22 protein-coding genes are annotated in these 25,878 nt (G+C 68.5%); 12 read left to right on the top strand and 10 right to left on the bottom strand.

What is annotated here, in order from left to right; genetic code table 11:
- Window positions 1-93 precede the first annotated feature (93 nt).
- Complete coding sequence (locus tag ACFVH0_RS20305) at window positions 94-1,536, bottom strand: CCA tRNA nucleotidyltransferase (protein ID WP_385821965.1); 1,443 nt, start codon at window positions 1,534-1,536, stop codon at window positions 94-96.
- A gap of 183 nt (window positions 1,537-1,719) precedes the next feature.
- Here ACFVH0_RS20305 and ACFVH0_RS20300 point away from each other — a divergent pair, with 183 nt between their 5' ends.
- From ACFVH0_RS20300 to trxA, 7 genes are all read left to right on the top strand, one after another.
- Window positions 1,720-4,017 (top strand): DUF6049 family protein, encoded by a 2,298-nt coding sequence (locus ACFVH0_RS20300; RefSeq protein WP_385821963.1) that lies wholly within the window; start codon window positions 1,720-1,722, stop codon window positions 4,015-4,017.
- A 49-nt stretch (window positions 4,018-4,066) separates the two neighbouring features.
- On the top strand, window positions 4,067-6,226 hold the full coding sequence (murJ, locus tag ACFVH0_RS20295) for a murein biosynthesis integral membrane protein MurJ (RefSeq protein WP_385821961.1): 2,160 nt from the start codon (window positions 4,067-4,069) through the stop codon (window positions 6,224-6,226).
- Between the two features lie 127 nt (window positions 6,227-6,353).
- Complete coding sequence (locus ACFVH0_RS20290) at window positions 6,354-8,066, top strand: protein kinase family protein (RefSeq protein ID WP_385821959.1); 1,713 nt, start codon at window positions 6,354-6,356, stop codon at window positions 8,064-8,066.
- A gap of 164 nt (window positions 8,067-8,230) precedes the next feature.
- Complete coding sequence (gene sigM / locus ACFVH0_RS20285) at window positions 8,231-8,932, top strand: RNA polymerase sigma factor SigM (RefSeq protein ID WP_385821957.1); 702 nt, start codon at window positions 8,231-8,233, stop codon at window positions 8,930-8,932.
- Complete coding sequence (locus ACFVH0_RS20280; RefSeq protein ID WP_385821956.1) at window positions 8,929-9,882, top strand: hypothetical protein; 954 nt, start codon at window positions 8,929-8,931, stop codon at window positions 9,880-9,882. Before sigM ends, ACFVH0_RS20280 begins: the two co-directional genes overlap by 4 nt.
- Before the next feature lie 134 nt (window positions 9,883-10,016).
- The gene (gene trxB / locus ACFVH0_RS20275) at window positions 10,017-10,979 is read left to right on the top strand and encodes a thioredoxin-disulfide reductase (RefSeq protein WP_385821954.1); all 963 of its coding nucleotides are present in this window, start codon (window positions 10,017-10,019) and stop codon (window positions 10,977-10,979) included.
- A 48-nt stretch (window positions 10,980-11,027) separates the two neighbouring features.
- Window positions 11,028-11,357 carry a thioredoxin gene (gene trxA, locus ACFVH0_RS20270; protein ID WP_385821952.1) on the top strand — a complete coding sequence of 110 codons (330 nt, stop codon included), beginning with the start codon at window positions 11,028-11,030 and terminating at the stop codon, window positions 11,355-11,357.
- 118 nt (window positions 11,358-11,475) lie between these two features.
- On the opposite strand, the gene ACFVH0_RS20265 is transcribed toward trxA, so the two are convergent.
- The 9 genes from ACFVH0_RS20265 to rpmH all read right to left on the bottom strand — a co-directional run bounded on the left by ACFVH0_RS20265 (window position 11,476) and on the right by rpmH (window position 18,358).
- Window positions 11,476-12,093 carry a GNAT family N-acetyltransferase gene (locus ACFVH0_RS20265; RefSeq protein WP_385821950.1) on the bottom strand — a complete coding sequence of 206 codons (618 nt, stop codon included), beginning with the start codon at window positions 12,091-12,093 and terminating at the stop codon, window positions 11,476-11,478.
- Window positions 12,094-12,393: 300 nt separating this feature from the next.
- Window positions 12,394-13,494, bottom strand: coding sequence for a ParB/RepB/Spo0J family partition protein (locus ACFVH0_RS20260; protein ID WP_385821948.1), 1,101 nt, complete (start codon window positions 13,492-13,494; stop codon window positions 12,394-12,396).
- Entirely contained in the window at window positions 13,491-14,567 is a 1,077-nt protein-coding gene (locus ACFVH0_RS20255; RefSeq protein WP_385821984.1) for a ParA family protein, read from the bottom strand. Before ACFVH0_RS20255 ends, ACFVH0_RS20260 begins: the two co-directional genes overlap by 4 nt.
- 291 nt (window positions 14,568-14,858) lie before the next feature.
- Window positions 14,859-15,575 (bottom strand): 16S rRNA (guanine(527)-N(7))-methyltransferase RsmG, encoded by a 717-nt coding sequence (gene rsmG, locus ACFVH0_RS20250; RefSeq protein WP_385821946.1) that lies wholly within the window; start codon window positions 15,573-15,575, stop codon window positions 14,859-14,861.
- Window positions 15,576-15,684: 109 nt separating this feature from the next.
- A complete protein-coding gene (locus tag ACFVH0_RS20245; RefSeq protein ID WP_124719874.1) occupies window positions 15,685-16,194 on the bottom strand; it encodes a R3H domain-containing nucleic acid-binding protein in 510 nt (169 codons plus the stop codon).
- 14 nt (window positions 16,195-16,208) lie between these two features.
- Window positions 16,209-17,471 carry a membrane protein insertase YidC gene (gene yidC, locus ACFVH0_RS20240; protein ID WP_385821944.1) on the bottom strand — a complete coding sequence of 421 codons (1,263 nt, stop codon included), beginning with the start codon at window positions 17,469-17,471 and terminating at the stop codon, window positions 16,209-16,211.
- A 3-nt stretch (window positions 17,472-17,474) separates the two neighbouring features.
- Window positions 17,475-17,834, bottom strand: coding sequence for a membrane protein insertion efficiency factor YidD (yidD, locus tag ACFVH0_RS20235; protein ID WP_124719872.1), 360 nt, complete (start codon window positions 17,832-17,834; stop codon window positions 17,475-17,477).
- Window positions 17,831-18,202: a ribonuclease P protein component gene (gene rnpA, locus ACFVH0_RS20230; protein WP_093895046.1), complete on the bottom strand. Its 372-nt coding sequence runs from the start codon at window positions 18,200-18,202 to the stop codon at window positions 17,831-17,833. Before rnpA ends, yidD begins: the two co-directional genes overlap by 4 nt.
- Before the next feature lie 18 nt (window positions 18,203-18,220).
- On the bottom strand, window positions 18,221-18,358 hold the full coding sequence (rpmH, locus tag ACFVH0_RS20225) for a 50S ribosomal protein L34 (protein ID WP_030930485.1): 138 nt from the start codon (window positions 18,356-18,358) through the stop codon (window positions 18,221-18,223).
- Between the two features lie 380 nt (window positions 18,359-18,738).
- Between rpmH and dnaA the strand changes: the two genes are divergently transcribed.
- The 5 genes from dnaA (at window position 18,739) to ACFVH0_RS20200 (ending at window position 25,581) form a co-directional block, all read left to right on the top strand.
- On the top strand, window positions 18,739-20,550 hold the full coding sequence (gene dnaA, locus ACFVH0_RS20220) for a chromosomal replication initiator protein DnaA (RefSeq protein ID WP_385821942.1): 1,812 nt from the start codon (window positions 18,739-18,741) through the stop codon (window positions 20,548-20,550).
- A 1,106-nt stretch (window positions 20,551-21,656) separates the two neighbouring features.
- Entirely contained in the window at window positions 21,657-22,787 is a 1,131-nt protein-coding gene (dnaN, locus tag ACFVH0_RS20215) for a DNA polymerase III subunit beta (protein ID WP_072487582.1), read from the top strand.
- 131 nt (window positions 22,788-22,918) lie between these two features.
- Window positions 22,919-23,797, top strand: a complete 879-nt coding sequence (gnd, locus tag ACFVH0_RS20210) for a phosphogluconate dehydrogenase (NAD(+)-dependent, decarboxylating) (protein ID WP_385821940.1) — start codon at window positions 22,919-22,921, stop codon at window positions 23,795-23,797.
- Between the two features lie 84 nt (window positions 23,798-23,881).
- Window positions 23,882-25,012, top strand: a complete 1,131-nt coding sequence (recF, locus tag ACFVH0_RS20205; RefSeq protein ID WP_385821938.1) for a DNA replication/repair protein RecF — start codon at window positions 23,882-23,884, stop codon at window positions 25,010-25,012.
- The gene (locus ACFVH0_RS20200; RefSeq protein ID WP_385821936.1) at window positions 25,009-25,581 is read left to right on the top strand and encodes a DUF721 domain-containing protein; all 573 of its coding nucleotides are present in this window, start codon (window positions 25,009-25,011) and stop codon (window positions 25,579-25,581) included. Before recF ends, ACFVH0_RS20200 begins: the two co-directional genes overlap by 4 nt.
- The last annotated feature ends 297 nt before the right edge of the window (window positions 25,582-25,878 follow it).

Raw genomic sequence — 25,878 nt, 5'->3', positions numbered from 1 at the left:
TTACCACACACCCCCCCCCCCCCGCTCTGTCGGAGTCCGGCCCGGGTGGGTGGTAATTTTACACGTGAAACATGACCACCGGCGGGCCCGGACTCAGCCCTGAGCGGCCCACCACTCCTTGAGCTTCTCGACCGCCGCGTCATGCTCCATCGGGCCGTGCTCCAGGCGCAGCTCCAACAGGAACGCGTACGCCTTGCCGATCACCGGCCCGGGGCCGACACCCAGGGTCTTCATGATCTCGTTGCCGTCCAGGTCGGGGCGGATGGCATCCAGCTCCTCCTGTTCCTGCAACTGCGCGATGCGCTCCTCCAGCCCGTCATAGGTCCGCGAGAGGGCGGCGGCCTTGCGCTTGTTCCGCGTGGTGCAGTCCGAGCGGGTCAGCTTGTGCAGCCGCTCCAGCAGGGGGCCGGCGTCCCGCACATAGCGACGGACCGCGGAGTCCGTCCATTCCCCGTCGCCGTAGCCGTGGAAGCGCAGATGCAGCTCCACCAGCTTCGAGACGTCCTTGACCATGTCGTTGGAGTACTTGAGCTCGGTCATCCGCTTCTTGACCATCTTCGCGCCCACCACTTCATGGTGGTGGAACGAGACGCGTCCATCCTTCTCGAAGCGTCGCGTCCTCGGCTTCCCGATGTCATGGAGGAGCGCGGCAAGGCGCAGGACCAGATCCGGGCCGTTCTGCTCCAGATCGATGGCCTGTTCCAGAACAGTCAGCGAATGCTCGTAGACATCCTTGTGACGGTGATGCTCGTCACTTTCCAGACGCAGCGCGGGGAGCTCCGGCAGCACCTGCTGTGCCAGGCCCGTGTCGACGAGCAGCGCCAGACCCTTGCGGGGGTGGTTGGAGAGCAGCAGCTTGTTGAGCTCCTCCCTGACCCGCTCGGCGGAGACGATCTCGATGCGCCCGGCCATCTCCGTCATCGCGGTGACCACATCGGGAGCGACGTCGAAGTCCAGCTGGGCAGCGAAGCGCGCAGCGCGCAGCATCCGCAGCGGATCGTCCGAGAACGACTCCTCGGGCGTTCCGGGGGTACGCAGAACGCGCTCCGCCAGGTCCTCCAGACCACCGTGCGGATCGATGAACTCCTTCTGCGGAAGTGCGACGGCCATCGCGTTGACCGTGAAGTCACGACGGACCAGGTCTTCCTCGATGGAGTCGCCGTAGGACACCTCGGGCTTCCGCGAGGTCCTGTCGTACGCCTCCGACCTGTAGGTGGTGACCTCGATCTGGTAGCCGTCCTTCTGGGCGCCCACCGTGCCGAAGGCGATTCCGACCTCCCACACCGAGTCCGCCCACGGCCGGACGATCTTCAGTACGGCCTCGGGGCGGGCGTCGGTCGTGAAGTCCAGGTCGTTCCCGAGCCTGCCGAGAAGCGCGTCCCGGACCGAACCTCCGACCAGGGCGAGACTGAACCCGGCATCCTGGAAACGGCGAGCGAGGTCGTCGGCGACCGGGGACACCCGCAGCAGTTCGCTGACTGCGCGGTGCTGCACCTGGGTCAGGGCACGGGAGCTGTCTTCATTGGCGTTCGACACAACAGAAAAGGGTACGTGCCCGGACCGGCCCGGTCGCCCTGGTTTCAGCCCGCCCTGCAAGACTCTTCCGATCATGTAGCGAACTCCCCAGCACTTGGCACCCGCGCACATCGTTACCATGCGTGGACGCAAGAACCGACAACCATCGACACCAGCTGACGACGACGAGGGACGGGTAGGCGCGTGGCCGAGGCGGCAGACATTCAGGGGATCGATCCCTCTCCTGCCCGCCGGTGGCTGCGGCGCACAGCCGCCCTGATCATCGGGGCACCGCTCGTCGCGGCACTGCTGGCCGGTCCGGCCGCACCCGCGGCGCAGGCCGGGGGGACCGGCAAGGCCCCCACCGGGTCCGAAACGGTCGACGTGGCGCTGAACACCCTGGCTCCGAGCGCGCCGGCCAAGGGGGACACCCTGACCGTCTCCGGCACCGTGACCAACCGGGGCAAGGAGACGATCACGCAGGCCGTGGTCGATCTGCGGGTGGGCCCGAAGCTCGGCAGCCGGTCGGAGATCGACAACGCCGCCAAACGCACCGGGTACGTGCTCGGCAGCGACCCCGCTCCGATCGGCGGCAAGTACACGGTGAAGTTCGGGAAGCTCGCTTCCGGGATCAGCCAGGACTTCACGCTCTCCGTCCCGGTCGGCAAACTGGAACTCGGCGACGACGGCGTCTACCAGCTCGGCGTCTCGCTGACAGGACAGACCTCCCGGGCCCAGTACAACCAGGTGCTGGGAATCGAGCGCACCTTCCTGCCCTGGCAGGAGGAGCAGCGAGACTCCAGGACGAAGGTCACCTATCTCTGGCCGCTCATCGCGTCGGCCCATGTCACCGCCGAGACGGGCGTCGACGATCAGCGGACGCCCGTGTTCGCGGACGACGACCTGGCCGCCGAGCTGGCTCCGGGCGGACGGCTCGAACAGCTGGTATCGCTGGGCAGCCGGCTGCCTGTGACCTGGGTGATCGACCCGGACCTGCTGGCCAGTGTCGACGCGATGACGGGGAACTACCGCGTCAAGTCCGGCGACACCACCGTCGCCGGGACGAACCAGGCCGTCGCCAAGCAGTGGCTCACCTCGCTCGAAGCCGCGGTGTCGGACGGGAAGGTCGTCGCGCTGCCGTTCGCCGACCCCGATCTGGCGTCCATCGCGCACCGCGGCAAGAACGTCTCCGGCACCCTCAGCCACCTCCAGACCGCCACCGAAGTGGCCGGGATGACAGTACAGACGATTCTCCACGTGAAGCCGTCGACCGACTTCGCGTGGCCTGTCGACGGGGCGATCGACCCGTCGGTCGTCGATGTCGCCACCTCGGCCGGGGCCCACAAGGTGATCGCCCGGAGCGACAGCCTCCAGGAGACCGGTGGTCTGGCGTACACGCCGACCGCTGCCCGGCCGATCGGCGGCGGCACCACCGCGGTCGTCGCCGATGCCCGGCTCTCCACGGCCTTCCAGGGCGACATGTCGAAGGCGGGGAAGTCCACCCTCGCCGTGCAGAAGTTCCTCGCTCTGACTCTCGCCCTGACCCAACAGGACACGGAAACGGAGCGGAGCATCGTCGTCGCACCGCAGCGGATGCCCACCGTGGCCCAGGCTCAGTCGATGGCCCGCGCCCTGCACGGGCTCGACGACGGGCGCTGGACACAGCCTCTTGGGCTGGTGGAGGCGGCCGGGGCGAAGCCCGACGCGGACGCCACGACCAGCGTCCCCGGGACCTCCCAGTACCCGAGGAAGCTCCGCAGCCAGGAGCTGCCCACCCAGGCCTTCCAGGACATCAAGTCCACCCAGGTGTCGCTGAACAACTTCCAGGTCATCCTCACCCAGCCCGAGCGGGTGGTGACCCCCTTCGGCAATGCGCTCAACCGGTCCATGTCGACGTCGTGGCGCGGCCGGCCGCTGGAGGCCCAGCAGTACCGGGACTCGGTCCGCGGCTATCTGCAGGACCTGGTGGGCGAGGTCCAGCTCATCTCGAAGTCGGACGTCACCCTGTCCGGCCGCAGCGCCACGATCCCGGTGACCGTGCAGAACAGGCTGTTGCAGGGCGTGGACCACCTCGTCCTCCGGCTGAAGTCCGAGAACGCGACACGCCTCAAGCTGAACGACGGCGGGGCCGTGGCCGAACAGCCGATCCGGATCGGCCCCGGCCACAGTCAGTCCGTGAAGTTCGACGCGGCTGCCAACGTCAACGGCCAGGTGCAGATGACGGCGCAGCTCTACACCGAGGACGGCACGCCGTACGGCGGAGCGATGACCTTCACCGTGAAGGTCTCCGAGCTCACCCCGACCGTGCTGCTGGTCATCGCCGGCGGGCTGCTGCTCCTGGTCCTCGCGGGCATCAGGATGTACACCCATCGCAAGCGTGCCAACGCGGGCGGCGCGGCCGGCGAAGACGGCGGCGAACCCGAGCAGCCGAGTGACCCGACTCCGGACACCGGTCCGGAAAGCGGGGAGCCGTCGGGCTCGGGTGAGAAAGTGGAACGTTGAGCGATGTCTGTCGTGGCCGGTCGGCCGGGGACGATGAGGTGGGGTTTCGATGAACGCGCCGTACGACGGTGACCGCGGTCAGGGTGCGGGCGGAGCCGGGTCTTCCGGCGGGCCCCCGGTGCCCCCAGGACCTGGCCAGGTTCCGCCGACGCCCGATCCGTACCTGCAGGACGCCTACGACCGCGATCCCTACCTCGCCCAGGACCTGTCCGTCCAGGACCCGGTGACCGAGGCGCTGTACGACCGGGCCGCGCACCCGCCGCCGCCCCCGGGCACCTACCAGCAGCCCCAGCCGCTCTACCAGCAGCCCCCCGCGGCCCAGTACCCGCCCGATCCGCGTATCTGGGCGCAGACCCCGCCGCCCGAGCCCGGCGGCCCGTTGCGGCACCTGCCGTACGGCGACGATCCGGCGACCACCCAGTTCGTCGGGGTGGACGACCTCGTCAGCCAGGCGTCCCGGGACGACGAGCAGCCGGACGCCTTCGCACACCTCTTCCGGGACCAGGAGGGCCCGGCGGGGTCCGCCCCCGTCCCTTCGGAGCCCGAGCCTGCCCCGGCACCCGCCCCGCCGAAGTCGGGCGGCCGGGCCTCCAGCCTGCTGAAGTCCAGCGCGCTGATGGCGGCCGGCACCCTCGTGTCCCGCCTGACGGGATTCGTCCGCAGCCTCGTGATCACCGCCGCGCTCGGTGCGGCACTGCTCGGCGACAGCTTCACCATCGCGTACACCCTGCCCACGATGATCTACATCCTCACCGTGGGCGGCGGCCTCAACTCGGTCTTCGTTCCTCAGCTCGTCCGTTCCATGAAGGACGACGAGGACGGCGGCGAGGCTTACGCCAACCGGCTGCTGACCCTGGTGATGGTCGCGCTCGGTGTGATCGTCGCGCTCGCGGTCTTCGCCGCTCCGTGGCTGATCCACATGATGTCGCCGACGATCGCCAACGACGTGGCGGCCAACAGCGTCGCCGTGACCTTCGCCCGGTACTGCCTGCCGACCATCTTCTTCATGGGCGTGCACGTCGTGATGGGCCAGATCCTCAACGCCCGCGGCAAGTTCGGCGCGATGATGTGGACCCCGGTCCTCAACAACATCGTCATGATCTTCACGTTCGGCATGTTCATCTGGGTCTACGGAACGTCCGCCGAGTCCCAGATGGGCGTCCAGACCATTCCGCCGGAGGGTGTCCGGCTCCTGGGCATCGGCACGCTGCTCGGTCTGGTCGTACAGGCCCTGGCGATGGTCCCGTATCTGCGCGAGGCCGGGTTCCGTTTCCGCCCGCGCTTCGATTGGAAGGGACACGGGCTCGGCAAGACGATCAAGCTGGCCAAGTGGACCGTCCTGTTCGTGCTCGCCAACCAGGCGGGCGTGATCGTCGTCACCCAGCTCGCGACATCGGCGGGCAAGCTGTCCGGCAAGGACGGCACCGGCTTCCTCGCCTACTCCAACGCCCAGCTCATCTGGGGCATGCCGCAGGCGATCATCACCGTCTCCGTCATGGCGGCCCTGCTGCCGCGCATCTCCCGCGCCGCCCACGACGACGACCCGGGCGCCGTCCGTGACGACATCTCTCAGGGGCTGCGGAACTCGGCCGTCGCGATCGTGCCGGTGGCCTTCGCCTTCCTCGCGCTCGGCCTGCCGATGTGCACCCTCCTCTACGCCTCCGCGGGCACCGAGGCCGCCCGCTCCATGGGCTTCATCCTCATGGCCTTCGGCCTCGGCCTGATCCCGTACTCCGTGCAGTACGTCGTGCTGCGCGGCTTCTACGCGTACGAGGACACCCGCACGCCCTTCTACAACACGGTCATCGTCGCCGCGGTCAACGCGGCCGCCTCGGCCCTCTGCTACCTGGTCCTGCCCGCCCGGTGGGCCGTGGTCGGCATGGCCGCCTCGTACGGGCTCGCCTACGCCGTCGGCGTGGGCATCGCCTGGCGGCGGCTGCGCAACCGCCTGGGCGGGGATCTGGACGGCGCCCATGTCGTGCGTACGTACGCCCGGCTGTGCCTGGCCGCGATCCCGGCAGCGGTACTCGGCGGCGGCGTGGGCTTTGCCGTTCTCCTGGGTCTCGGCGAGGGCGCCTTCGGTTCGCTCGCCGCGCTCATCTGCGGCGGAGCCGTACTGCTCGGCGTCTTTTTCGTCGCCGCCAAGCGGATGCGGATCGAGGAGATCAACGGCATGGTCGGGATGGTCCGAGGGCGTCTCGGTCGCTGAGAATCAACCACCGCACAACCATCACCACCCCTTGCGTGTCGTGCATAGCGCCGGAGTGTGGGCACAATTGGCGTGACTGTGCAGAGCTGGCTGGCATCGCGCAACGGATGGGGAGGCAGGAACGACGGTGGCGGAACGTAGCACGGCTGCCGTCGACGTGGCCGACAACAGCGGCGATGAGCCGCTGACCGCCAAGGCGGACGAGGCCACGACCGACGGGACGGCAGAAGCTCAGGACACCAAGGGCAGGAAGCCGCAGGACACGGATGGTGAACGCATCGATTCCGAGGTCACCCTGCCGACCCCTGACCTGCACAGTGGGCACAAACTTGCCAGACGCTACCGGCTGGAGGAGTGCGTCACCCGTCTGGACGGCTTCAGCAGCTGGCGTGCTGTCGACGAGAAGCTGCGCCGCGCGGTGGGCGTCCATCTCCTGCCGGCCGACCACCCGCGTGCCCGCTCGGTGCTGGCCGCGGCCCGCTCCGCCGCACTCCTCGGTGACCCGCGCTTCGTGCAGGTCCTCGACGCGGTGGAGGAGGACGACCTCGTCTACGTCGTCCACGAATGGCTTCCCGACGCCACCGAGCTCACCTCCCTGCTGGCCTCGGGCCCGATGGACGCGCACGACGCGTACCAGCTCGTCAGCCAGGTCTCCCAGGCCATGGCGGCAGCCCACCGGGAAGGCCTCGCACATCTGAGGCTCACCCCGGGGGCTGTGCTGCGGAGCTCGACCGGGCAGTACCGGATCCGCGGCCTCGCGGTGAACGCCGCCCTGCGGGGCATCACCGCCGACGGTCCCCAGCGTGCGGACACCGAGGCGATCGGCGCCCTGCTGTACGCCGCGCTGACCCAGCGCTGGCCGTACGAGAGCGACGCGTACGGCCTGGCCGGGCTGCCCAAGGGCGTGGGGCTGATCGCCCCCGACCAGGTGCGCGCCGGCGTCCATCGCGGCCTTTCCGAGCTCGCCATGCGCGCGCTCGCCAATGACGGCGCGACTGCCTCCCGGCAGGAGCAGCCGTGCACGACGCCGGACGAACTGGCCAAGGCCGTTGCCGCGATGCCCCGCATCCGTCCTCCGGAGCCCGTCTTCACGGCGCCCCCCGAGTACCAGCGCACGACCTACCAGCAGGGTTCCTACGGTCGTCCGCCGGCCCGGCCCACCGCCGCTCAGCCCACGGTGGCCGTACCCCCGGCCCCTCTCCAGAGCCGCACCGGCAAAGCCCTCAAGTGGGCGGTGTCCGCTCTGCTCATCGCCGCCCTGGGCCTCGGCAGCTGGCAGCTGGCCGAGGCGCTCATCGACCACAACAAGAGTTCCGACCCCGGGGACAGCACACAGACCAACCCGGAGAACACCGACAACAAGGCTCAGCCCGCGACCGAGCCGCTGCGGATCACCGGGGCGGAGGAGTTCATGCCCAGCGGTTCGGGGATCCAGCTGGACGAGGTACCGAACTCCATCGACGGCGATGCGAGCACGGCCTGGGTAACCCCGCGCTATCGCGGGTTCGCGAACTTCGGCAACTACCCGAACCGCAGGGACGGCAGTGGCATAGTCGTCGACCTGGGCAGCGTTCAGGACGTCGCGGGCATCGCGGCCAAGATGTACCGCAGCGGCCAGAAGGCCGAGGTGCTGGCCGCCGATCCGAGCGCCTCCGCCCCGTCGTCCCTTTCGGACTTCCCCCAGCGCCTCACAGAGCTGGGAACGGTGGGAAGCGATCTGAAGGAGACCTTCTCCAAGCCGGTACGGACCCGCTACGTCCTGATCCATCTCACGGAACTTCCGTCGGACGGAACGGGTGGCTTCCGGGGCGGCATTTCGGAGATCTCCGTACTCAAGTGACCAAGAGGCCGGTGGGTTGCCCCACCGGCCTCCGGCGTGTCCGGGGCCTCTCGCACCGGCGGCCGCGTCAGGTCTCGGACAGTTGCCTCTTGCGCCCCTGCCCCGTCCGCTCGAATCGTGATAGACAGACGCACCTTGACGCAGCGAAAGGGAGGGAGGGGGAGGTGGCCGCCGAGCCGTCGGAACCACTCAGCGACTCAGACCTCCTCGCTCGCCATGTGGCCGGTGAACCGGACGCCTTCGGTGAGCTCGTACGGCGCCACCGCGACCGGCTGTGGGCCGTGGCGATACGGACCCTGGGGGACCGCGAGGAAGCCGCGGACGCCGTCCAGGACGCCCTCGTCTCCGCCTTCCGGGCTGCACACACCTTCCGCGGTCAGTCTGCCGTCACCACGTGGCTGCACCGCATCACGGTCAACGCCTGCCTCGACCGGATCCGGAAGGCGGCCAGCCGCAGGACCGCGCCGATAGACGACACCGAACGGTTCGAGCAGCTCCTGGAGCCGCATGAATCCGCGGAGGCACCGGCGGAGCGCCAGGACCTCCACCGCGAGCTCCTGGCCGCACTCGCCACCCTGCCCGCCGAGCAGCGGGCCGCACTCGTTCTCGTGGACATGCAGGGCTACCCCGTGGCCGAGGCAGCACGCATCCTCGACGTACCGACAGGCACCGTGAAGAGCCGCTGCGCGCGGGGGCGGGCACGGCTGGCGCCACTGCTCACTCATCTGCGCAGCGAGGTCGCGGGAGCCGACGAGACAGCCGGAAGGAACCGGACGCGGCGTGCATCCGTCCCACCGGCATCGGGGCCGAGAGATGCGGGCACAAGCGATCCCGCTTCAGTGAAGGGCGGAGGTGGGCGCACATGACATCAACGGCCGATACGACCCAGCATCCGGATGTCATGGAGATCTCCGACCTGACGGAGGAGCTGCTCCCACCGTCACGTGCGGCAGAGGTACGCGACCATGTGGACGGCTGCGAACTCTGTGGTGAGGTCCATGCCTCTCTCATGGAGATCCGCGAGCTGCTCGGCACGGTGCCCACTCCGCACATGCCGGACGACATCGCGGACCGCATCGATGCCGCACTCGCCGCCGAAGCGGCTCTCGGCACCACGACGCCACCTGTCTCGACGCATGTTTCACGTGAAACAGAGCTGCCCGCAGCGGAGAGGCCGAAGACAGAGCCCAGCCCCTCGGACCGTCCCGCAGGGCGCCCCCGGGCAACCACCGGCCCCGGCCGTCGGCCGCTCCGACGCCGTCGGCGCACAGCCGTGCTCGGGGCGGCTCTCGGTGCGGCCGTGGTCGGCGTGAGCGTCTTCATGCTGCAGAGCCTCCACCCGTCCCAGAATTCCGGGAGCCTCAAGGCAGCGGACCGCAGTTCCAGCGCTGAGGAGAACAGCCGTGGGGCGTTCTCGGAGTCCACGCTTGAGGACCGGGTGCACACGCTTCTTCTGAGCACCGGCTCGAAGCCCTCGAAGTCCGCGGATGGTGTGGGGGCCGAGGAGCGGACGCCGTCCACCGGGGCGCAATCGACGCCCAATGGCGCCTCCGCCGGAGCCGAGTCGCCCCAGACCCCATTGCGCGCGCCCACCGTGCCCGTCCCGCCCTGCGTGGAGCAGGGCACCGGACGCAATGCTGCCGCCCTCGCCGTGGAGGAAGGCACCTACGAAGGCACGGATGCCTTCCTCGTCGTTCTTCCGCACCCGTCCGACGCGACGCGGGTACAGGCGTACGTCGTCGATGCGGGCTGCGTCCGGGCAGAGCCCGCGGGCAAGGGTGAACTCCTGCTGACCCGCACCTACCCGCGCCGCTGAGAATCCCGCCGGAAGCCGCCTCGGCACGTCGGGGAATGCATCCCCCGTAGGATCCGTTGGGTGGGGTGAGAGTCGTTGAACCGGCCCCAGTAGGCGTGGACAGTAGGCAGTCTGCAGAGACGAGGAAGAAACCCGTGAGCGACGTCCGTAATGTGATCATCATCGGCTCCGGCCCCGCGGGCTACACGGCCGCCCTTTACACCGCACGCGCCTCACTGAAGCCGCTGGTGTTCGAGGGCGCCGTCACCGCCGGTGGCGCGCTGATGAACACCACCGACGTGGAGAACTTCCCGGGCTTCCAGGACGGGATCATGGGCCCCGAGCTCATGGACAACATGCGCGCCCAGGCCGAGCGCTTCGGCGCCGAGCTCGTCCCGGACGACGTCGTCTCCGTGGACCTCACCGGAGACATCAAGACGGTCACGGACACGGCCGGTACGGTTCACCGCGCCAAGGCCGTCATCGTGACGACCGGCTCCCAGCACCGCAAGCTCGGCCTGCCCAACGAGGACGCCCTCTCCGGACGTGGCGTCTCCTGGTGCGCCACCTGTGACGGCTTCTTCTTCAAGGACCAGGACATCGCCGTGGTCGGCGGTGGCGACACCGCGATGGAGGAGGCGACCTTCCTCTCCCGCTTCGCCAAGTCGGTCACTATCGTCCACCGCCGGGACACGCTGCGTGCCTCCAAGGCCATGCAGGATCGGGCCTTCGCCGACCCGAAGATCAAGTTCGCCTGGGACAGCGAGGTTGCCGCCGTACAGGGCGAGCAGAAGCTGTCCGGTCTGACCCTGCGGAACACGAAGACCGGCGAGACGTCCGAGCTCGCGGTGACCGGCCTGTTCATCGCGGTGGGCCACGACCCGCGCACCGAGCTCTTCAAGGGCCAACTGGACCTCGACGAAGAGGGCTACCTCAAGGTCGATGCCCCCTCGACCCGTACCAACCTGACCGGTGTCTTCGGTGCAGGTGACGTCGTCGACCACACCTACCGGCAGGCCATCACGGCCGCCGGCACGGGCTGCTCGGCCGCTCTCGACGCCGAGCGCTTCCTCGCCGCACTCGCCGATGACGAGAAGGCCGCCGCGGCCACCGTCTGACTCACGCCTCTCACCCCCACTACACCCCAAGAAGTTAAGGAGGCCGCCGTGGCCGGCGCCCTGAAGAACGTGACCGACGACTCCTTCGACGAGGTCGTCCTGAAGAGCGACAAGCCCGTGCTGGTGGACTTCTGGGCAGCCTGGTGCGGTCCGTGCCGCCAGATCGCCCCGTCCCTTGAGGCCATCGCCGCCGAGCACGGTGACCAGATCGAGGTCGTCAAGCTCAACATCGACGAGAACCCTGCCACGGCCGCCAAGTACGGCGTCATGTCCATCCCGACCCTGAACGTCTACCAGGGCGGCGAGGTCGCGAAGACCATCGTCGGCGCCAAGCCGAAGGCTGCGATCGTCCGCGACCTTGAGGCCTTCCTCGGCTAGGCATACCGCACGCCGATGTTTCACGTGAAACGGGTCCGTCCCTCAGGGGATGGACCCGTTTCGCGTTGCCATGCGATCTCGGATCGTCATGGGTCTCGGATCGTCACGCGATCCCGGATCACAGCGGCCTGAGCGCCGGCTCCTTCTGCACTGCGCCCAGCAGCCGGTCCAGGGCCAGTTCGACGTCTTCCTTCCAGGACAGCGTCGTACGCAGTTCCAGTCTCAGCCTCGGGTAGACGGGATGCGTCCGGACGGTCTTGAAGCCGACCGCCAGCAGATGGTCCGCGGGAAGCACACAGGCCGGCTCCTTCCACCGGGCGTCACCGAACGCTTCGATCGCTTTGAATCCCCGGCGCAGCAGATCCTTGGCGACGGTCTGCACCATCACGCGGCCCAGCCCCTGCCCCTGGTAGCCCGGCATGATCCAGGCAGTCATCAGCTGCACGGCGTCGGAGGAGACGGGGCTGGTGGGGAACGCGGTCGAACGCGGTACGTAGGCCGGCGGTGCGTAGAGCACATAGCCCACCGGCACATCATCGACATAGACGACGCGGCCGCACGACCCCCACTCCAGGAGAACGGCCGAGATCCAGGCCTCTTTCTCCAGCTCGGGCGTCCCCGCCTTTACTGCGGCTTCCCCACTGACCGGATCAAGCTCCCAGAAGACACATGCGCGGCATCGTCGGGGGAGATCGGAAAGGTTGTCCAGTGTGAGCGGTACGAGCCGACGCCCCATGAAGGCTGTTCCTCGCTTCCTTCGCCCGCCGCATCTCGTGCGACGGTCAGTGCACTCCGTTCGAGGAGCAGGCTGCCGACGAACCCTCCGACAGCCCCCAGGCCCAGCCCCACTGTCCTCAGTCGGCTGCGGCTCACTGGCTGCATGGCCCTCCCTACCGAGGTGGCTCAAGCCGGATGTGCCATACCAGAACGCATCGTATCCACCCAGGAATGAAGCCGACACCGAGAAAAAGCAAAGGGCGGGCTGTGTTCCGGTAACCGCCGGAACACAGCCCGCCCGACAACGCGAGAGGCGGGGTCAGCCCTCGTCGTCCTCAGCGGATTCCTCGGACTGTGCCCGATCCAGCACGCGCCCCTCGCCCGGCGCCAGGCTGCCGAGAATGCGGTCCAGATCCTCCATCGATGCGAACTCGACGACGATCTTCCCCTTTTTCTGACCGAGGTCGACCTTCACCCTGGTCTCGAAGCGGTCCGAGAGCCGGGTGGCGAGATCGGACAGCGCAGGAGACACCCGACCGCCGGCCCGTGGCCCCTTTGCCTTGGCAGGGCTCGTGGGGCTGGAACCCATGAGCGTCACGATCTCCTCGACCGCGCGCACCGAGAGCCCCTCGGCCACAATGCGATGGGCCAGCCGGTCCTGCTCTTCCGAGTCGTCCACGGACAGCAGAGCCCGTGCATGACCGGCCGACAGCACCCCGGCCGCAACCCTCCGCTGCACCGGAGCCGACAGCCTCAGCAGACGGAGCGTGTTGGACACCTGCGGCCGGGAACGCCCGATCCGGTCGGCCAACTGGTCATGGGTGCACTTGAAGTCCTTGAGCAGCTGGTCGTACGCGGCTGCCTCCTCCAGCGGGTTCAGCTGAGCCCGGTGAAGGTTCTCCAGAAGCGCGTCCAGGAGCAGCTTCTCGTCGTCCGTGGCCCGGACGATAGCCGGGATCCGTTCCAGACCCGCCTCGCGGCAGGCCCGCCAGCGCCGCTCGCCCATGATGAGCTCGTAGCGCTCCGGCCCCACCTTCCGCACGACGACGGGCTGGAGGAGGCCCACCTCCTTGATGGAGGTCACCAACTCCGCGAGCGCGTCCTCGTCGAACACCTCACGGGGCTGGCGAGGGTTCGGGGTGATGGTGCCGAGAGGAACCTCGGCGAAATACGCCCCGGCAGGTCCCGTCGACTCGGCAGCCGCTCCGGACCCCGAAACCGGCGCACTCGGCTCCGGCACGACCGGAGCGCCCGCGCGAGCGGCCACCTTTGCCGCGGCCACCCCCCGCTCGGCCGTCAGTACAGGATTCGCCCCGGCAGAGGTCGACCCCATACCCGTGGACGGCACCTGCTTCTCCTGCGGAGCGGCGGGGATCAGGGCACCCAGCCCACGCCCCAACCCTCTTCGACGCTCACTCACTGAATCCCCTCCGAAATGCTCTGCTGACTGTTCCCGCCGCCCGTCCGGGCATGCTGGGACTCGTAGTGGATCCCGACGCCCCGCAGGGCGATCTCACGCGCCGCTTCGAGGTACGACAGCGACCCGCTGGAACCCGGGTCGTAGGTCAACACGGTCTGCCCGTAGCTGGGCGCCTCAGAGATGCGCACCGACCGCGGGATGCTCGTTCGCAGCACCTCCTTGCCGAAGTGGCTGCGCACCTCCTCCGCGACCTGCGAAGCGAGCCTGGTCCTGCCGTCGTACATGGTGAGCAGGATCGTCGAGACATGGAGGTCGGGGTTGAGATGCCCCCGCACCAGGTCCACATTCCGCAGTAGCTGACCCAGCCCTTCCAGCGCGTAGTACTCGCACTGGATGGGGATCAGCACCTCGGCCCCGGCGACCAGGGCATTGACCGTCAACAGACCGAGCGAAGGCGGGCAGTCGATGAGGATGTAGTCCAACGGCTGCTCATATGCCTGGATCGCCCGCTGTAGTCGACTCTCCCGCGCCACCAGCGACACCAGTTCGATCTCCGCACCGGCGAGATCGATGGTGGCGGGGGCGCAGAAGAGGCCTTCGACGTCCGGTACGGGCTGAACCACTTCGGAGAGCGGCCTGCTCTCCACCAGGACGTCATAGATGGAGGGGACTTCGGCATGGTGATCGATACCCAGAGCCGTAGAGGCGTTCCCCTGCGGGTCGAGGTCGACCACCAGAACACGGGCGCCGTGAAGCGCGAGCGAGGCAGCAAGATTGACCGTCGTGGTCGTCTTGCCCACTCCGCCCTTCTGATTGGCCACCACCATGACGCGCGTCCGGTCAGGACGGGGCAGGCCCTCGCCGGCGCGGCCAAGGGCCTCAACCGCCAGCTGGGCCGCGCGACCGATGGGTGTGTCGTCCATCGGCGGCGGTGTTTCACGTGAAACACCGTCCCCCGCCGATTCGGTTCGGGGGCCGGGGACCGGATCGGTCATCGGTCCCGCGATGTTGGCGTCGGACCGCAAGGATTCACTCTCCTCGACTTCAGGCTCGCAATGAGCAGAGCCTGCCATGCTTTCGGGGTCGTGAACCAGCGAGGCCCGCTCTTCTGTGGATGAATCCACTTCTGTGGACAACTCCGTAGCCCTAACGGGCCTGCGGTGCCGCGGCGCGGCAGCCGCGCGACCGCGGCTGATGATTCCATGCAGCAGAGAGCGACGTTTCACGTGAAACACGATGCCCCCGCAGCCTAGCTACAGGGGCACGACACTCCGTATGGGTGCATATGGCTACGTAGCGGACTCACATCCGGCAGACGGCATGTAATGCACGCAGCACTCGATCTCGCGGAGTGAGCAGGGACGTCAGCGACGGCGCCTCGTACGGCTCGTCCTGGCGGCCTTGGCACGCTTTGCGGCGAACCTCACACCGCCTGGGCTCTCACCGACCACCACACGCACCACGGTGGACATCGGGTCGACCACGCCGTCCCCGACGTGCAGCACCTCGGTCTCCACCACGCCGAGCTTGCCGAGAGCCGCACGTGCCCCGGCGATCTCCTCCTCGGCGGTGTCCCCCTTGAGGGCCAGCATCTCTCCGTACGGACGGAGCAGCGGAACGCCCCAGCCGGCCAGCCGGTCCAGCGGCGCCACGGCCCGAGCGGTCACCACGTGCACCGGCTGGAGCGTTCCCAGAACCTCCTCGGCCCGACCACGCACGACCGTGACATGGTCCAGGCCCAGCAGCTCCACCACTTCCTGGAGGAAATTCGTGCGCCGGAGCAGGGGCTCCAGCAAGGTGATCTTGAGGTCGGGGCGCACCAGCGCCAGCGGGATGCCGGGAAGACCGGCCCCCGAGCCCACATCGCAGACCGTGACGCCCTCGGGCACGACCTCGGAGAGCACCGCGCAGTTCAGCAGATGCCGCTCCCACAGCCGCGGCACCTCACGCGGGCCGATCAGCCCCCGCTTCACCCCGGCGTCCGCCAGCAGTTCCGCGTACCGGACAGCCTCCGGGAAGAACTCGCCGAAAACCGCCCGCGCCTCTTCGGGCGCCTGGGGAAGCTCTACTTCCGCCGTCACGGGAACCGTCCTTCCATACCGCACTACCGCACTGTGGGTGCTGATCTATCAGGCTGACAAAGATCGGCCCCGCCTGCGAACAGACGGGGCCGACAGAACTAGGGTCCGGTCAGGCCGGGAGGACGACGACGAAGCGCTCCGGCTCCTCGCCCTCGGACTCGCTGCGCAGACCGGCGGCCGCGACCGCGTCGTGCACGACCTTGCGCTCGAACGGCGTCATCGGGTCCAGCTTCACCGGCTCGCCGGTGCTCTTGACCTCATCCGCGGCCTTGGCACCCAGCTCGGCGAGCTCCGCCCGCTTCTTGGCCCGGAAGCCCGCGATGTCGAGCATCAGCCGACTGCGGTCCCCGGTCTCCCGGTGAACGGCAAGCCGCGTCAGCTCCTGGAGCGCCTCCAGCACCTCACCGTCGCGGCCCACGAGCTTCTGCAGATCACGTGCCGAGTCGCTGATGATCGAGACCGCGGCCCGGTCCGCCTCGACATCCATGTCGATGTCGCCGTCCAGGTCGGCGATGTCGAGCAGACCCTCAAGGTAGTCCGCTGCGATCTCGCCCTCCTGCTCAAGGCGGGTCAAGGTGTCGCTGCCCTCAGCGGCCGTGGAGGTGGTGCCTTCCGTCACGGATGGACTCCTTCTTACTTCTTGGACGGGTGCTTGGGCCGCTGCGGGCCCTTGCGCTGTCCGGACTTGGCTTGGCGTGAGGAGCCGGACGCGGACTTGCCCGCCGGCTTGGGCTTTTCGTCCTGCGCGGTGTCCCGCTTCTGCAGGGAGGTCTTGGAACCCGACTCGGTGGAGTCGGCGTCCTTGGCCCCAGCCTGCGCGGTACCGGTCTGGCGCTGGGACTTGGTCTGGCGCTTGGGCTGCTGGCGCCGCTGCGCGGCTCCGCCCTCGGCCTCGGCGACAGCGGTATCGCTCTTGATCACGGTGCCGTCCTCCTGGGCGGCGAGCCCCAGCTTGGCCAGCCCCGTGATGAACTTCCGCTCGATGTCATTGCGGTCCGGGCCCTTGGACACGATCCGCTTGACGGTGTTGCGCCGGGTCTTTCCGCGGACCTCGCCGTGAGTGGTGACGCTCTTCAGCAGACGTCCCAGGTACTGGTCCTGCGCCTTGCTGCCCGGGGTCGGATTCTGGTTGATCACGTACATCTGCTGACCCATGGTCCAGACGTTGGTGGTCAGCCAGTAGACGAGGACACCGACGGGGAAGTTGATACCCATGACGGCGAAGATCACCGGGAAGATGTACATCAGCATCTTCTGCTGCTGCATGTACGGCGTCTTGACGGTCAGGTCCACGTTCTTCGTCATCAGCTGGCGCTGGGTGAAGAACTGCGACGCGGACATCAGCACGATCATGATCGCGGTGACGACCCGGACGTCGGTCAGCGAGGCGCCGAGAGCCTGGACCTTCTCCTCGCTGTCCATGAACTTGGCAGCGAGCGGAGCACCGAAGATGTGGGCCTGACGGGCGCTGTCGAGCAACGCCTGGTCGATCTCACCGATCTTCTTGTTCGAGGCGATGGCCGACAGCACGTGGTACAGGGCGAAGAAGAACGGCGACTGCGCCAGGATGGGAAGGCACGAGGAGAGCGGGTTGGTACCCGTCTCCTTGTACAGCTTCATCATCTCTTCGGACTGACGCTGCTTGTCGCTCTTGTAGCGCTCCTGGATCGCCTTCATCTTCGGCTGGAGCACCTGCATGTTGCGGGTCGACTTGATCTGCTTGACGAAAAGCGGGATCAGGCAGATCCGGATCAACACCACCAGCGACACGATGGACAGGCCCCAGGCCCAACCGGTGTCCGGGCCGAAGATGGCCCCGTACATCTTGTGGAACTGGACGATGACCCATGAGACGGGCCAGGTGATAAAGCTGAACAGACTGGCAATCGTGTCCACTAATCAGGCTCCTTGAGCATTGGGCGAAGTCTCTGCGGCCTGACTCGGGGATTCGGAGACCGATCCCCGTACAGGCACGTCAGCGGCGGAGTCCCCGCCCTTGCCACCGCGCATGGCATTACGCAGCAGTTCATGCCAACGCGGACGTTTGCGTGGTGGAACATGGTCCACGCCGCCGGGTGACCACGGATTGCACCGAAGGATGCGCCAGGCCGTCAGCGCGGTTCCCTTGATCGCTCCGTGCCGGTCGATCGCCGTATATCCATAGTGGGAACACGACGGGTAGTAACGGCAGACAGGCCCGAGAAGTGGGCTGATCGTCCACTGATACAGCTTGATAAGAGCCAGCAGCGGGTACTTCATCGCGCGCCCCCTCCCAGCAGCCGCTGAAGAGCGGCGTCCAGGTCTCGGGCCAGCTGTTCATGGTCGGCGTCGCCCGCTCCGGGCAGCGCTCGTACGACAACCAGGCTACCGGGGGGCAGCAGGGCAAGCCGTTCGCGGACCAGGTGGCGAAGCCTGCGCTTCACCGCTGTGCGCACAACCGCTCCACCCACGGCTTTGCTGACAACGAAACCCGCACGCGGCGGGGGAGCATTCTCCCCAGTCACGTGCGGGTCCGTTGCACCGCTGCGTAGATGAACGACGAGTAGCGGGCGGCCGGCCCGGCGTCCTCGGCGTACTGCGGTCGCGAAGTCCTCGCGCCGCCTCAGCCGATTCTCGGTAGGCAGCACGTCATGACCTGTAAGCGATCAGGCGGACAGGTTGGCGCGACCCTTGCCACGGCGGGACGCGAGGATCGCGCGGCCGGCACGGGTGCGCATACGCAGCCGGAAGCCGTGGGTCTTCGCGCGGCGGCGGTTGTTCGGCTGGAAGGTGCGCTTGCTCACTAGGGGGCTCCAGAAATGACTCGTGTGTTGGCGGGACATCGCCTGGCTGTCACCGTGCGCCCACGAGAGACTCGCGTAAACGCTCTAGTGCACCGCTTCACAATCACAGATCGTGATCTTTGCCCATCGGAGGCAGGCGGCAGCAGCCATCGACAACTCGACCTGGTCACGGTACGCGCGGCTACGCCATCCGGTCAAACCGGCTCCACAGCACCCCCCACTGTGCACAGGCTGTGGACAACAACTTGAACCACGCGGGTCGCCCTGACTACCGTGGCTGAGCTCCGGTTCTTTTCTTACTGCCTGCCGGTCCTCACCCATCCCGACCCATCCCGTCCCGAGAACCACACATTCGTGGGACCAGCGAGAGAGCGTGCCCTGTGGCTGACGTACCTGCCGATCTTGCCGCAGTGTGGCCGCGAGTGCTGGAGCAACTCCTCGGGGAGGGCCAGCAGGGCATCGAACCGAAGGACAAGCAGTGGATCGAGCGCTGCCAGCCGCTCGCCCTGGTCGCCGACACGGCGCTGCTCGCAGTACCCAATGAATGGGGCAAGCGCGTCCTGGAGGGCCGGCTCGCGCCGCTCATCAGCGAGACGCTGAGCCGCGAATGCGGCCGCCCGATCCGCATCGCGATCACCGTCGACGACTCCGCGGGCGAGCCGCCGAGCCCGCCCGCGCCTCCGATGCATCAGTCCCAGCAGCCCCAGCAGCACCGCTACCAGGGACCGCAGCACGACGAGCGGCAGCACAACGACGCGTACGACGGGTACGGACACCGGCCCTCCGACGACGGCATGCCGACCGCCCGGCCCGCCTACCCCGACTACCAGCAGCAGCGCCCCGAACCCGGTGCGTGGCCGCGAACCCAGGAGGACCTCTCCTGGCAGCAGCCCCGGCTCGGCGGATTCCAGGACCGCGAGGCTCCCGCGGAGCAGTGGCGTGAGCCGTACACCGGCGGCCGCCAGCAGCCGCAGCACGACTACCGGCCGCAGCCGCCCGAGCGCCAGGGTTACGAGCAGCAGCGTCCCGAGCACCACGACATGCAGGAATCTCAGCACCAGCCCCAGCACCGGCAGGGCGGTGCCGGTACCGGACGGCCCGGCGGCGCCACCGGGCCGATGGGCTCGCAGCCCACTCCCACGCCCGGCCCCGGCGAACCGGCGGCCCGGCTGAATCCGAAGTACCTCTTCGACACCTTCGTCATCGGCGCGTCCAACCGGTTCGCGCACGCGGCGGCGGTCGCGGTCGCCGAAGCCCCCGCCAAGGCGTACAACCCGCTCTTCATCTACGGGGAGTCCGGGCTCGGCAAGACCCATCTGCTGCACGCCATCGGGCACTACGCCCGCAGCCTCTACCCGGGTACCCGGGTGCGGTACGTGAGCTCCGAGGAGTTCACCAACGAGTTCATCAACTCGATCCGCGACGGCAAGGGCGACACCTTCCGCAAGCGGTACCGGGACGTGGACATCCTGCTCGTCGACGACATCCAGTTCCTGGCGAGCAAGGAGTCGACGCAGGAGGAGTTCTTCCACACCTTCAATACGCTCCACAACGCCAACAAGCAGATCGTGCTGTCCTCCGACCGGCCGCCCAAGCAGCTGGTGACCCTGGAGGACCGGTTGCGGAACCGTTTCGAGTGGGGTCTGACCACCGATGTGCAGCCACCGGAGCTGGAGACGCGGATCGCGATCCTCCGTAAGAAGGCGGTGCAGGAGCAGCTCAACGCCCCGCCGGAGGTGCTGGAGTTCATCGCTTCCCGTATCTCCCGGAACATCAGGGAGCTGGAGGGGGCGCTGATCCGGGTCACGGCCTTCGCCAGCCTCAACCGGCAGCCGGTGGACCTCGGACTGACCGAGCACGTGCTGAAGGACCTGATCCCGGGAGGCGAGGACTCGGCCCCGGAGATCACGGCGACGGCCATCATGGCCTCGACCGCGGACTACTTCGGTCTCACGGTGGACGATCTCTGCGGAACCTCGCGCAGCCGGGTGCTGGTGACGGCCCGCCAGATCGCCATGTACCTCTGCCGGGAGCTCACCGATCTCTCGCTGCCCAAGATCGGTGCGCAGTTCGGCGGCCGCGACCACACGACGGTGATGCACGCGGACCGGAAGATCCGCGCGCTGATGGCGGAGCGGCGCTCCATCTACAACCAGGTCACCGAGCTCACCAACCGCATCAAGAACGGCTGACGCACCGCCGCCGGCAAACGATCCGTACGCGCCGACAGGGCGCCCGAGCAACCCTCAACAGGGGACCTCGGGCGCCCTTCTCGTTGCCCGGAGAGCGCCGGAGAACGCCCGGAAGCGGTCCGTAGCCGGTCCGGAGCCGGCCCGGAGCGGGTCCTGGAGCCTGCCGGAGCCGGTCCTGGAGAGCGCCGGAGCCGGTCCTGAGACCGCCCGAATGCTCCCTGAACGCCTCCTGAATGCCGCCTCGTAGCCGTCCGCAGCCGCCCCAAGCCCCGCCCCAAGTCCCGCCCCGAGCCCCGTCCCCGACCCGCTGCCGCCGTTGCGGCGCGGCCGCGGTGTTCGAATACCTGCCGCCGGCCGCCCGTTCTCCACAGATCTGGGGAGTTTTCCCCCTCCACAGCCTGGGGATCGGGAAGTTGTCCATATTGCTTCCACAGGGGTGACTGCCGATACTCCATCAGGCCAGGTCAAGGGGTTGGGGATTTGTGGTCAACGGTGATCCACAGCCTGTGGACAAAATATTCGTCCACAGGGCGTGGATGAAGTTGTCCACCGGCGACCCACAGGCCGAGCCGTCTTGTCCCCAGCTTCCTGCCGCTTCTCCACACCTCTGTCCACTGTTCGGCAACGCGGCACCGCCTTTCACCGCGCCGAGTGAAAGGCGTCACACCAAGAGGGTCGGTTGGGCTGTGGGGAACCTGGGTAAAGCTGGGGACAGGCCTGGGGAGAAACCCCCCTGTCCTGTGCATCGGGTGTGCAGAACTTTCCTGTGTCCACAGAAGCACCGTGTTGTCCACCGGTGCCGCCCACAGGGGCAGTGGATAAAAAACAGGATCTGACCTGCGGAAACGACGTTATCCACGGTTTCCACAGGCCCTACTACTACTGCCACATAGAGTTAGCCCGGAATCCGCTTCGAAGTGGGGCCTGTGCACAACTCGGCGCCGGAGCTCTCCGAACCGCTTGTCGCGACTTGACCCCGAGCAGCACCGAGTGTCGGTGCCGTACGTCAGACTGGTCCCCGGCGTCCTCGCTGCCTCGGCGGCAAAGGACGCGATCAGACGACGAAGGCCAGCAGGGCGAGCGAGCAACAGCAGGAGGCGGTTCCGGTGAAGATCCGGGTGGAGCGCGATGTACTCGCGGAGGCTGTGGCCTGGGTGGCCCGTAGCCTCCCGGCCCGTCCGCCGGCGCCCGTTCTTGCGGGCCTTCTGCTGAAGGCTGAGGACGGCGCCCTCAGCTTCTCCAGCTTCGACTACGAGGTCTCGGCCCGGGTCTCGGTGGACGCAGAGGTCGAGGAGGACGGCACGGTGCTGGTCTCCGGCCGGCTGCTCGCCGACATCTGCCGCGCCCTCCCCAACCGACCGGTGGAGATTTCCACAGACGGTGTACGGGCGACCGTGGTCTGCGGCTCCTCGCGATTCACACTCCACACCCTTCCTGTGGAGGAGTACCCGGCACTCCCCGAGATGCCGACCGCGACCGGCACGGTTCCCGGCGAGGTCTTCGCCTCGGCCGCCGCCCAGGTCGCCATCGCCGCGGGCCGTGACGACACGCTGCCGGTGCTGACCGGTGTGCGCATCGAGATCGAGGGCGACACCGTCACCCTGGCCTCGACCGACCGCTACCGCTTCGCGGTCCGCGAGTTCCTCTGGAAGCCGGAGAACCCGGACGCCTCCGCGGTCGCCCTGGTGCCCGCCAAGACGCTGCTGGACACCGCCAAGGCCCTGACCAGCGGTGACACGGTCACTCTGGCGCTGTCCGGCTCCGGTGCCGGTGAGGGGCTGATCGGTTTCGAGGGCGCCGGCCGGCGTACGACCACGCGGCTGCTCGAAGGCGATCTGCCGAAGTACCGCACGCTCTTCCCCACCGAGTTCAACTCGGTCGCGGTCATCGAGACGGCGCCGTTCGTCGAGGCCGTCAAGCGCGTGGCCCTCGTCGCCGAGCGGAACACCCCCGTGCGGCTCAGCTTCGAGCAGGGCGTGCTGATCCTGGAGGCCGGTTCCAGCGACGATGCACAGGCTGTGGAGCGGGTCGACGCGGTGCTGGAGGGTGACGACATCTCGATCGCCTTCAACCCGACCTTCCTGCTGGACGGGCTGAGCGCGATCGACTCCCCGGTCGCCCAGCTCTCGTTCACGACGTCCACCAAGCCCGCGCTGCTCAGCGGCCGCCCGGCCGTGGACGCCGAGGCCGACGACGCGTACAAGTACCTGATCATGCCGGTCCGCCTCTCCGGCTGATCCGGCCATCGGTCCTGTCACGGCGGTTCCCGACGGGCACGCTCGGCGCCGAGCATGCCCGTCGGTCCGTCCCCGGCCGGGCGTAGGCTCGTCCTCGGGTACGAATCGGCACAACGCTTAAGGAATCTCTGATGGAGCTCGGTCTCGTCGGCCTCGGCAAGATGGGCGGCAACATGCGCGAGCGCATCCGCCGCGCAGGCCACACCGTCATCGGTTACGACCGCAACCCGGACGTCTCCGATGTCCACAGCCTCGAAGAGCTTGTGGGCAAGCTGAAGGGGCCCCGGGTCATCTGGGTGATGGTTCCGGCCGGAGCCCCGACCCAGGCCACCATCGACGAGCTCGCAGGTCTCCTCTCGCCCGGCGACATCGTCGTGGACGGCGGGAACTCCCGCTGGACCGACGACGAGAAGCACGCGGTCGAGCTGGGCATCAAGGGCATCGGCTTCGTGGACTGCGGCGTCTCCGGCGGCGTCTGGGGCCTGGAGAACGGCTACGCGCTGATGTACGGCGGCGACGCCGAGAACGTGGCGAAGGTCCAGCCGGTCTTCGACGCGCTGAAGCCCGAGGGCGACTTCGGCTCCGTCCACGCGGGCAAGGTCGGCGCCGGCCACTTCGCGAAGATGGTCCACAACGGCATCGAGTACGCCATGATGCAGGCCTACGCCGAGGGCTGGGAGCTCCTGGAGAAGGTCGACTCCGTCACCGATGTGCGCGAGGTCTTCCGCTCCTGGCAGGAGGGCACGGTCATCCGTTCCTGGCTGCTCGACCTGGCGGTCAACGCGCTGGACGACGACGAGCACCTCGACAAGCTGCGCGGCTTCGCCGCCGACTCCGGCGAGGGCCGGTGGACGGTGGAAGCCGCGATCGACAACGCGGTGCCGCTGCCCGCGATCACCGCGTCGCTCTTCGCGCGTTTCGCCTCGCGCCAGGAGGACTCCCCGCAGATGAAGATGATCGCCGCGCTGCGCAACCAGTTCGGTGGCCACGCGGTCGAGAACAAGAAGTAACGCAACGGGAAGCGGGCCGGGCCACGGCGGCCGGTCCGCTCCACGAAGCACGGAGCAGGAAGCCGGGAAGGTCGGCGTACACCCATGCATGTCACGCATCTCTCGCTGGCCGACTTCCGCTCGTACGCCCGGGTCGAGGTACCTCTCGAACCGGGCGTCACCGCTTTCGTGGGGGCCAACGGCCAGGGCAAGACGAATCTGGTCGAGGCGGTCGGCTATCTCGCGACGCTCGGCAGCCACCGGGTCTCCTCCGACGCCCCGCTGGTGCGGATGGGCGCCGACCGGGCCGTGATCCGTGCCGCCGTGACACAGGGCGAGCGTTCGCAGCTGATCGAGCTGGAGCTCAATCCCGGCAAGGCCAACCGGGCTCGTATCAATAGATCGTCGCAGGTCAGACCCCGTGATGTGCTGGGGATAGTACGTACGGTGCTGTTCGCGCCGGAGGATCTGGCGCTGGTCAAGGGCGACCCCGGCGAGCGTCGGCGCTTCCTCGACGAGCTGATCACGGCCCGTTCGCCGCGGATGGCGGGGGTGCGCTCGGACTACGAGCGGGTGCTGAAGCAGCGCAACACTCTGCTGAAGTCGGCGGCGATGGCACGCCGGCACGGTGGCCGGTCGATGGATCTGTCCACGCTCGACGTGTGGGACCAGCACCTGGGCCGGGTGGGCGCGGAGCTGCTGGCCCAGCGGCTGGATCTGATCGCCACCCTTCAGCCGCTGGCGGACAAGGCATACGCGGATGTCGCGCCGGGCGGCGGCCCACTGGTGCTGGAGTACCGCAGCTCGGTCGGGGCGGGCGTGGAGTCCGCGCGTAGCCGTGAGGAGCTGTACGAGCAGTTGATCGCCGCCCTGGCAGAGGTCCGCAAGCAGGAGATCGAGCGGGGCGTGACGCTGGTCGGGCCGCACCGCGACGATCTGCTGCTGGGGCTGCGGGGCATGCCGGCCAAGGGGTACGCGAGCCATGGCGAGTCCTGGTCGTACGCGCTGGCGCTGCGGCTGGCCTCGTACGATCTGCTGCGCAGCGAGGGCAACGAGCCGGTGCTGGTGCTGGACGACGTATTCGCGGAGCTGGACGCCCGGCGCCGGGAGCGGCTGGCGGAGCTGGTGGCCCCGGGTGAGCAGGTGCTGGTGACGGCCGCGGTGGACGACGACGTTCCGGGGGTGCTGGCGGGGGCCAGGTTCGCGGTGACCGCGGGTGAGGTGGAGCGGCTGTGAGCGGCCGCGGCGAGGGAGCCGGGGAGCCGGGCCAGGAGCGTTCCGGCGGGGGCAGGGCCCCGGAGCCCTCGGGCGTCGATCTGGCGCGGGTCGCCCTGCGCGCGGCGAAGGAGCAGGCGCGGGCGCGCGGCGCCGCCGCTCAGCAGAAGAAGCAGGCCCGGCGGGGCGGCGGGCTGCGGTCGGGCGCGCGGGCCGACGGGCGTGATCCGCTGCCGCTGGGCTCAGCGATCAACCGTCTGATCACCGAGCGCGGCTGGGAGACCCCGGCGGCGGTGGGCGGGGTCATGGGGCGCTGGCCGCAGATCGTGGGTGAAGATCTGGCCAAACATTGTGTGCCTTTGAAGTACGACGAGGACCCGGACGAGCGGGTGCTGACGGTGCAGTGCGACTCGACGGCGTGGGCGACGCAGCTGCGGCTGCTGGCGCCGCAGCTGGTGGCCCGGCTGAACGCGGATCTGGGGCAGGGCACGGTCAGGCTGATCAAGGTGCTGGGGCCCGGCGGCCCGCAGCGCAGGTTCGGTCCACTGCGCGCGCCCGGGAGTACCGGACCGGGCGACACATACGGCTGACCTGCGCTTTTCTCATTGCTGACCGGCACCCGGGCTGTTCCCTGGCGTCGCACGGTGCCCCTTCCCGGCTCTGCCGCGGCTCATTGCTGTCCGCCCGGGGCGCTTGTCCGTCGGGTCCGTGTTGTGCAGGTCTGCGGTGGTTGCGGCCACGCGGTGAGAGTGGGGCGTCCCGCACGGTAGCGGGAGGTTGACAGGCCGAAGCGCTCAAGGCCCGCGTGAGCCTCCTGAGGGCCCTCCCTGAATATGGGGAGTCGTCAGCCGCTCATTCAGGGCGGCACATGCGTACTCAGGTACCGG

The organism is Streptomyces sp. NPDC127117 (assembly GCF_042677325.1).
Lineage (GTDB): Bacteria > Actinomycetota > Actinomycetes > Streptomycetales > Streptomycetaceae > Streptomyces.
This window is presented reverse-complemented; position numbering and strand designations above follow the sequence as displayed.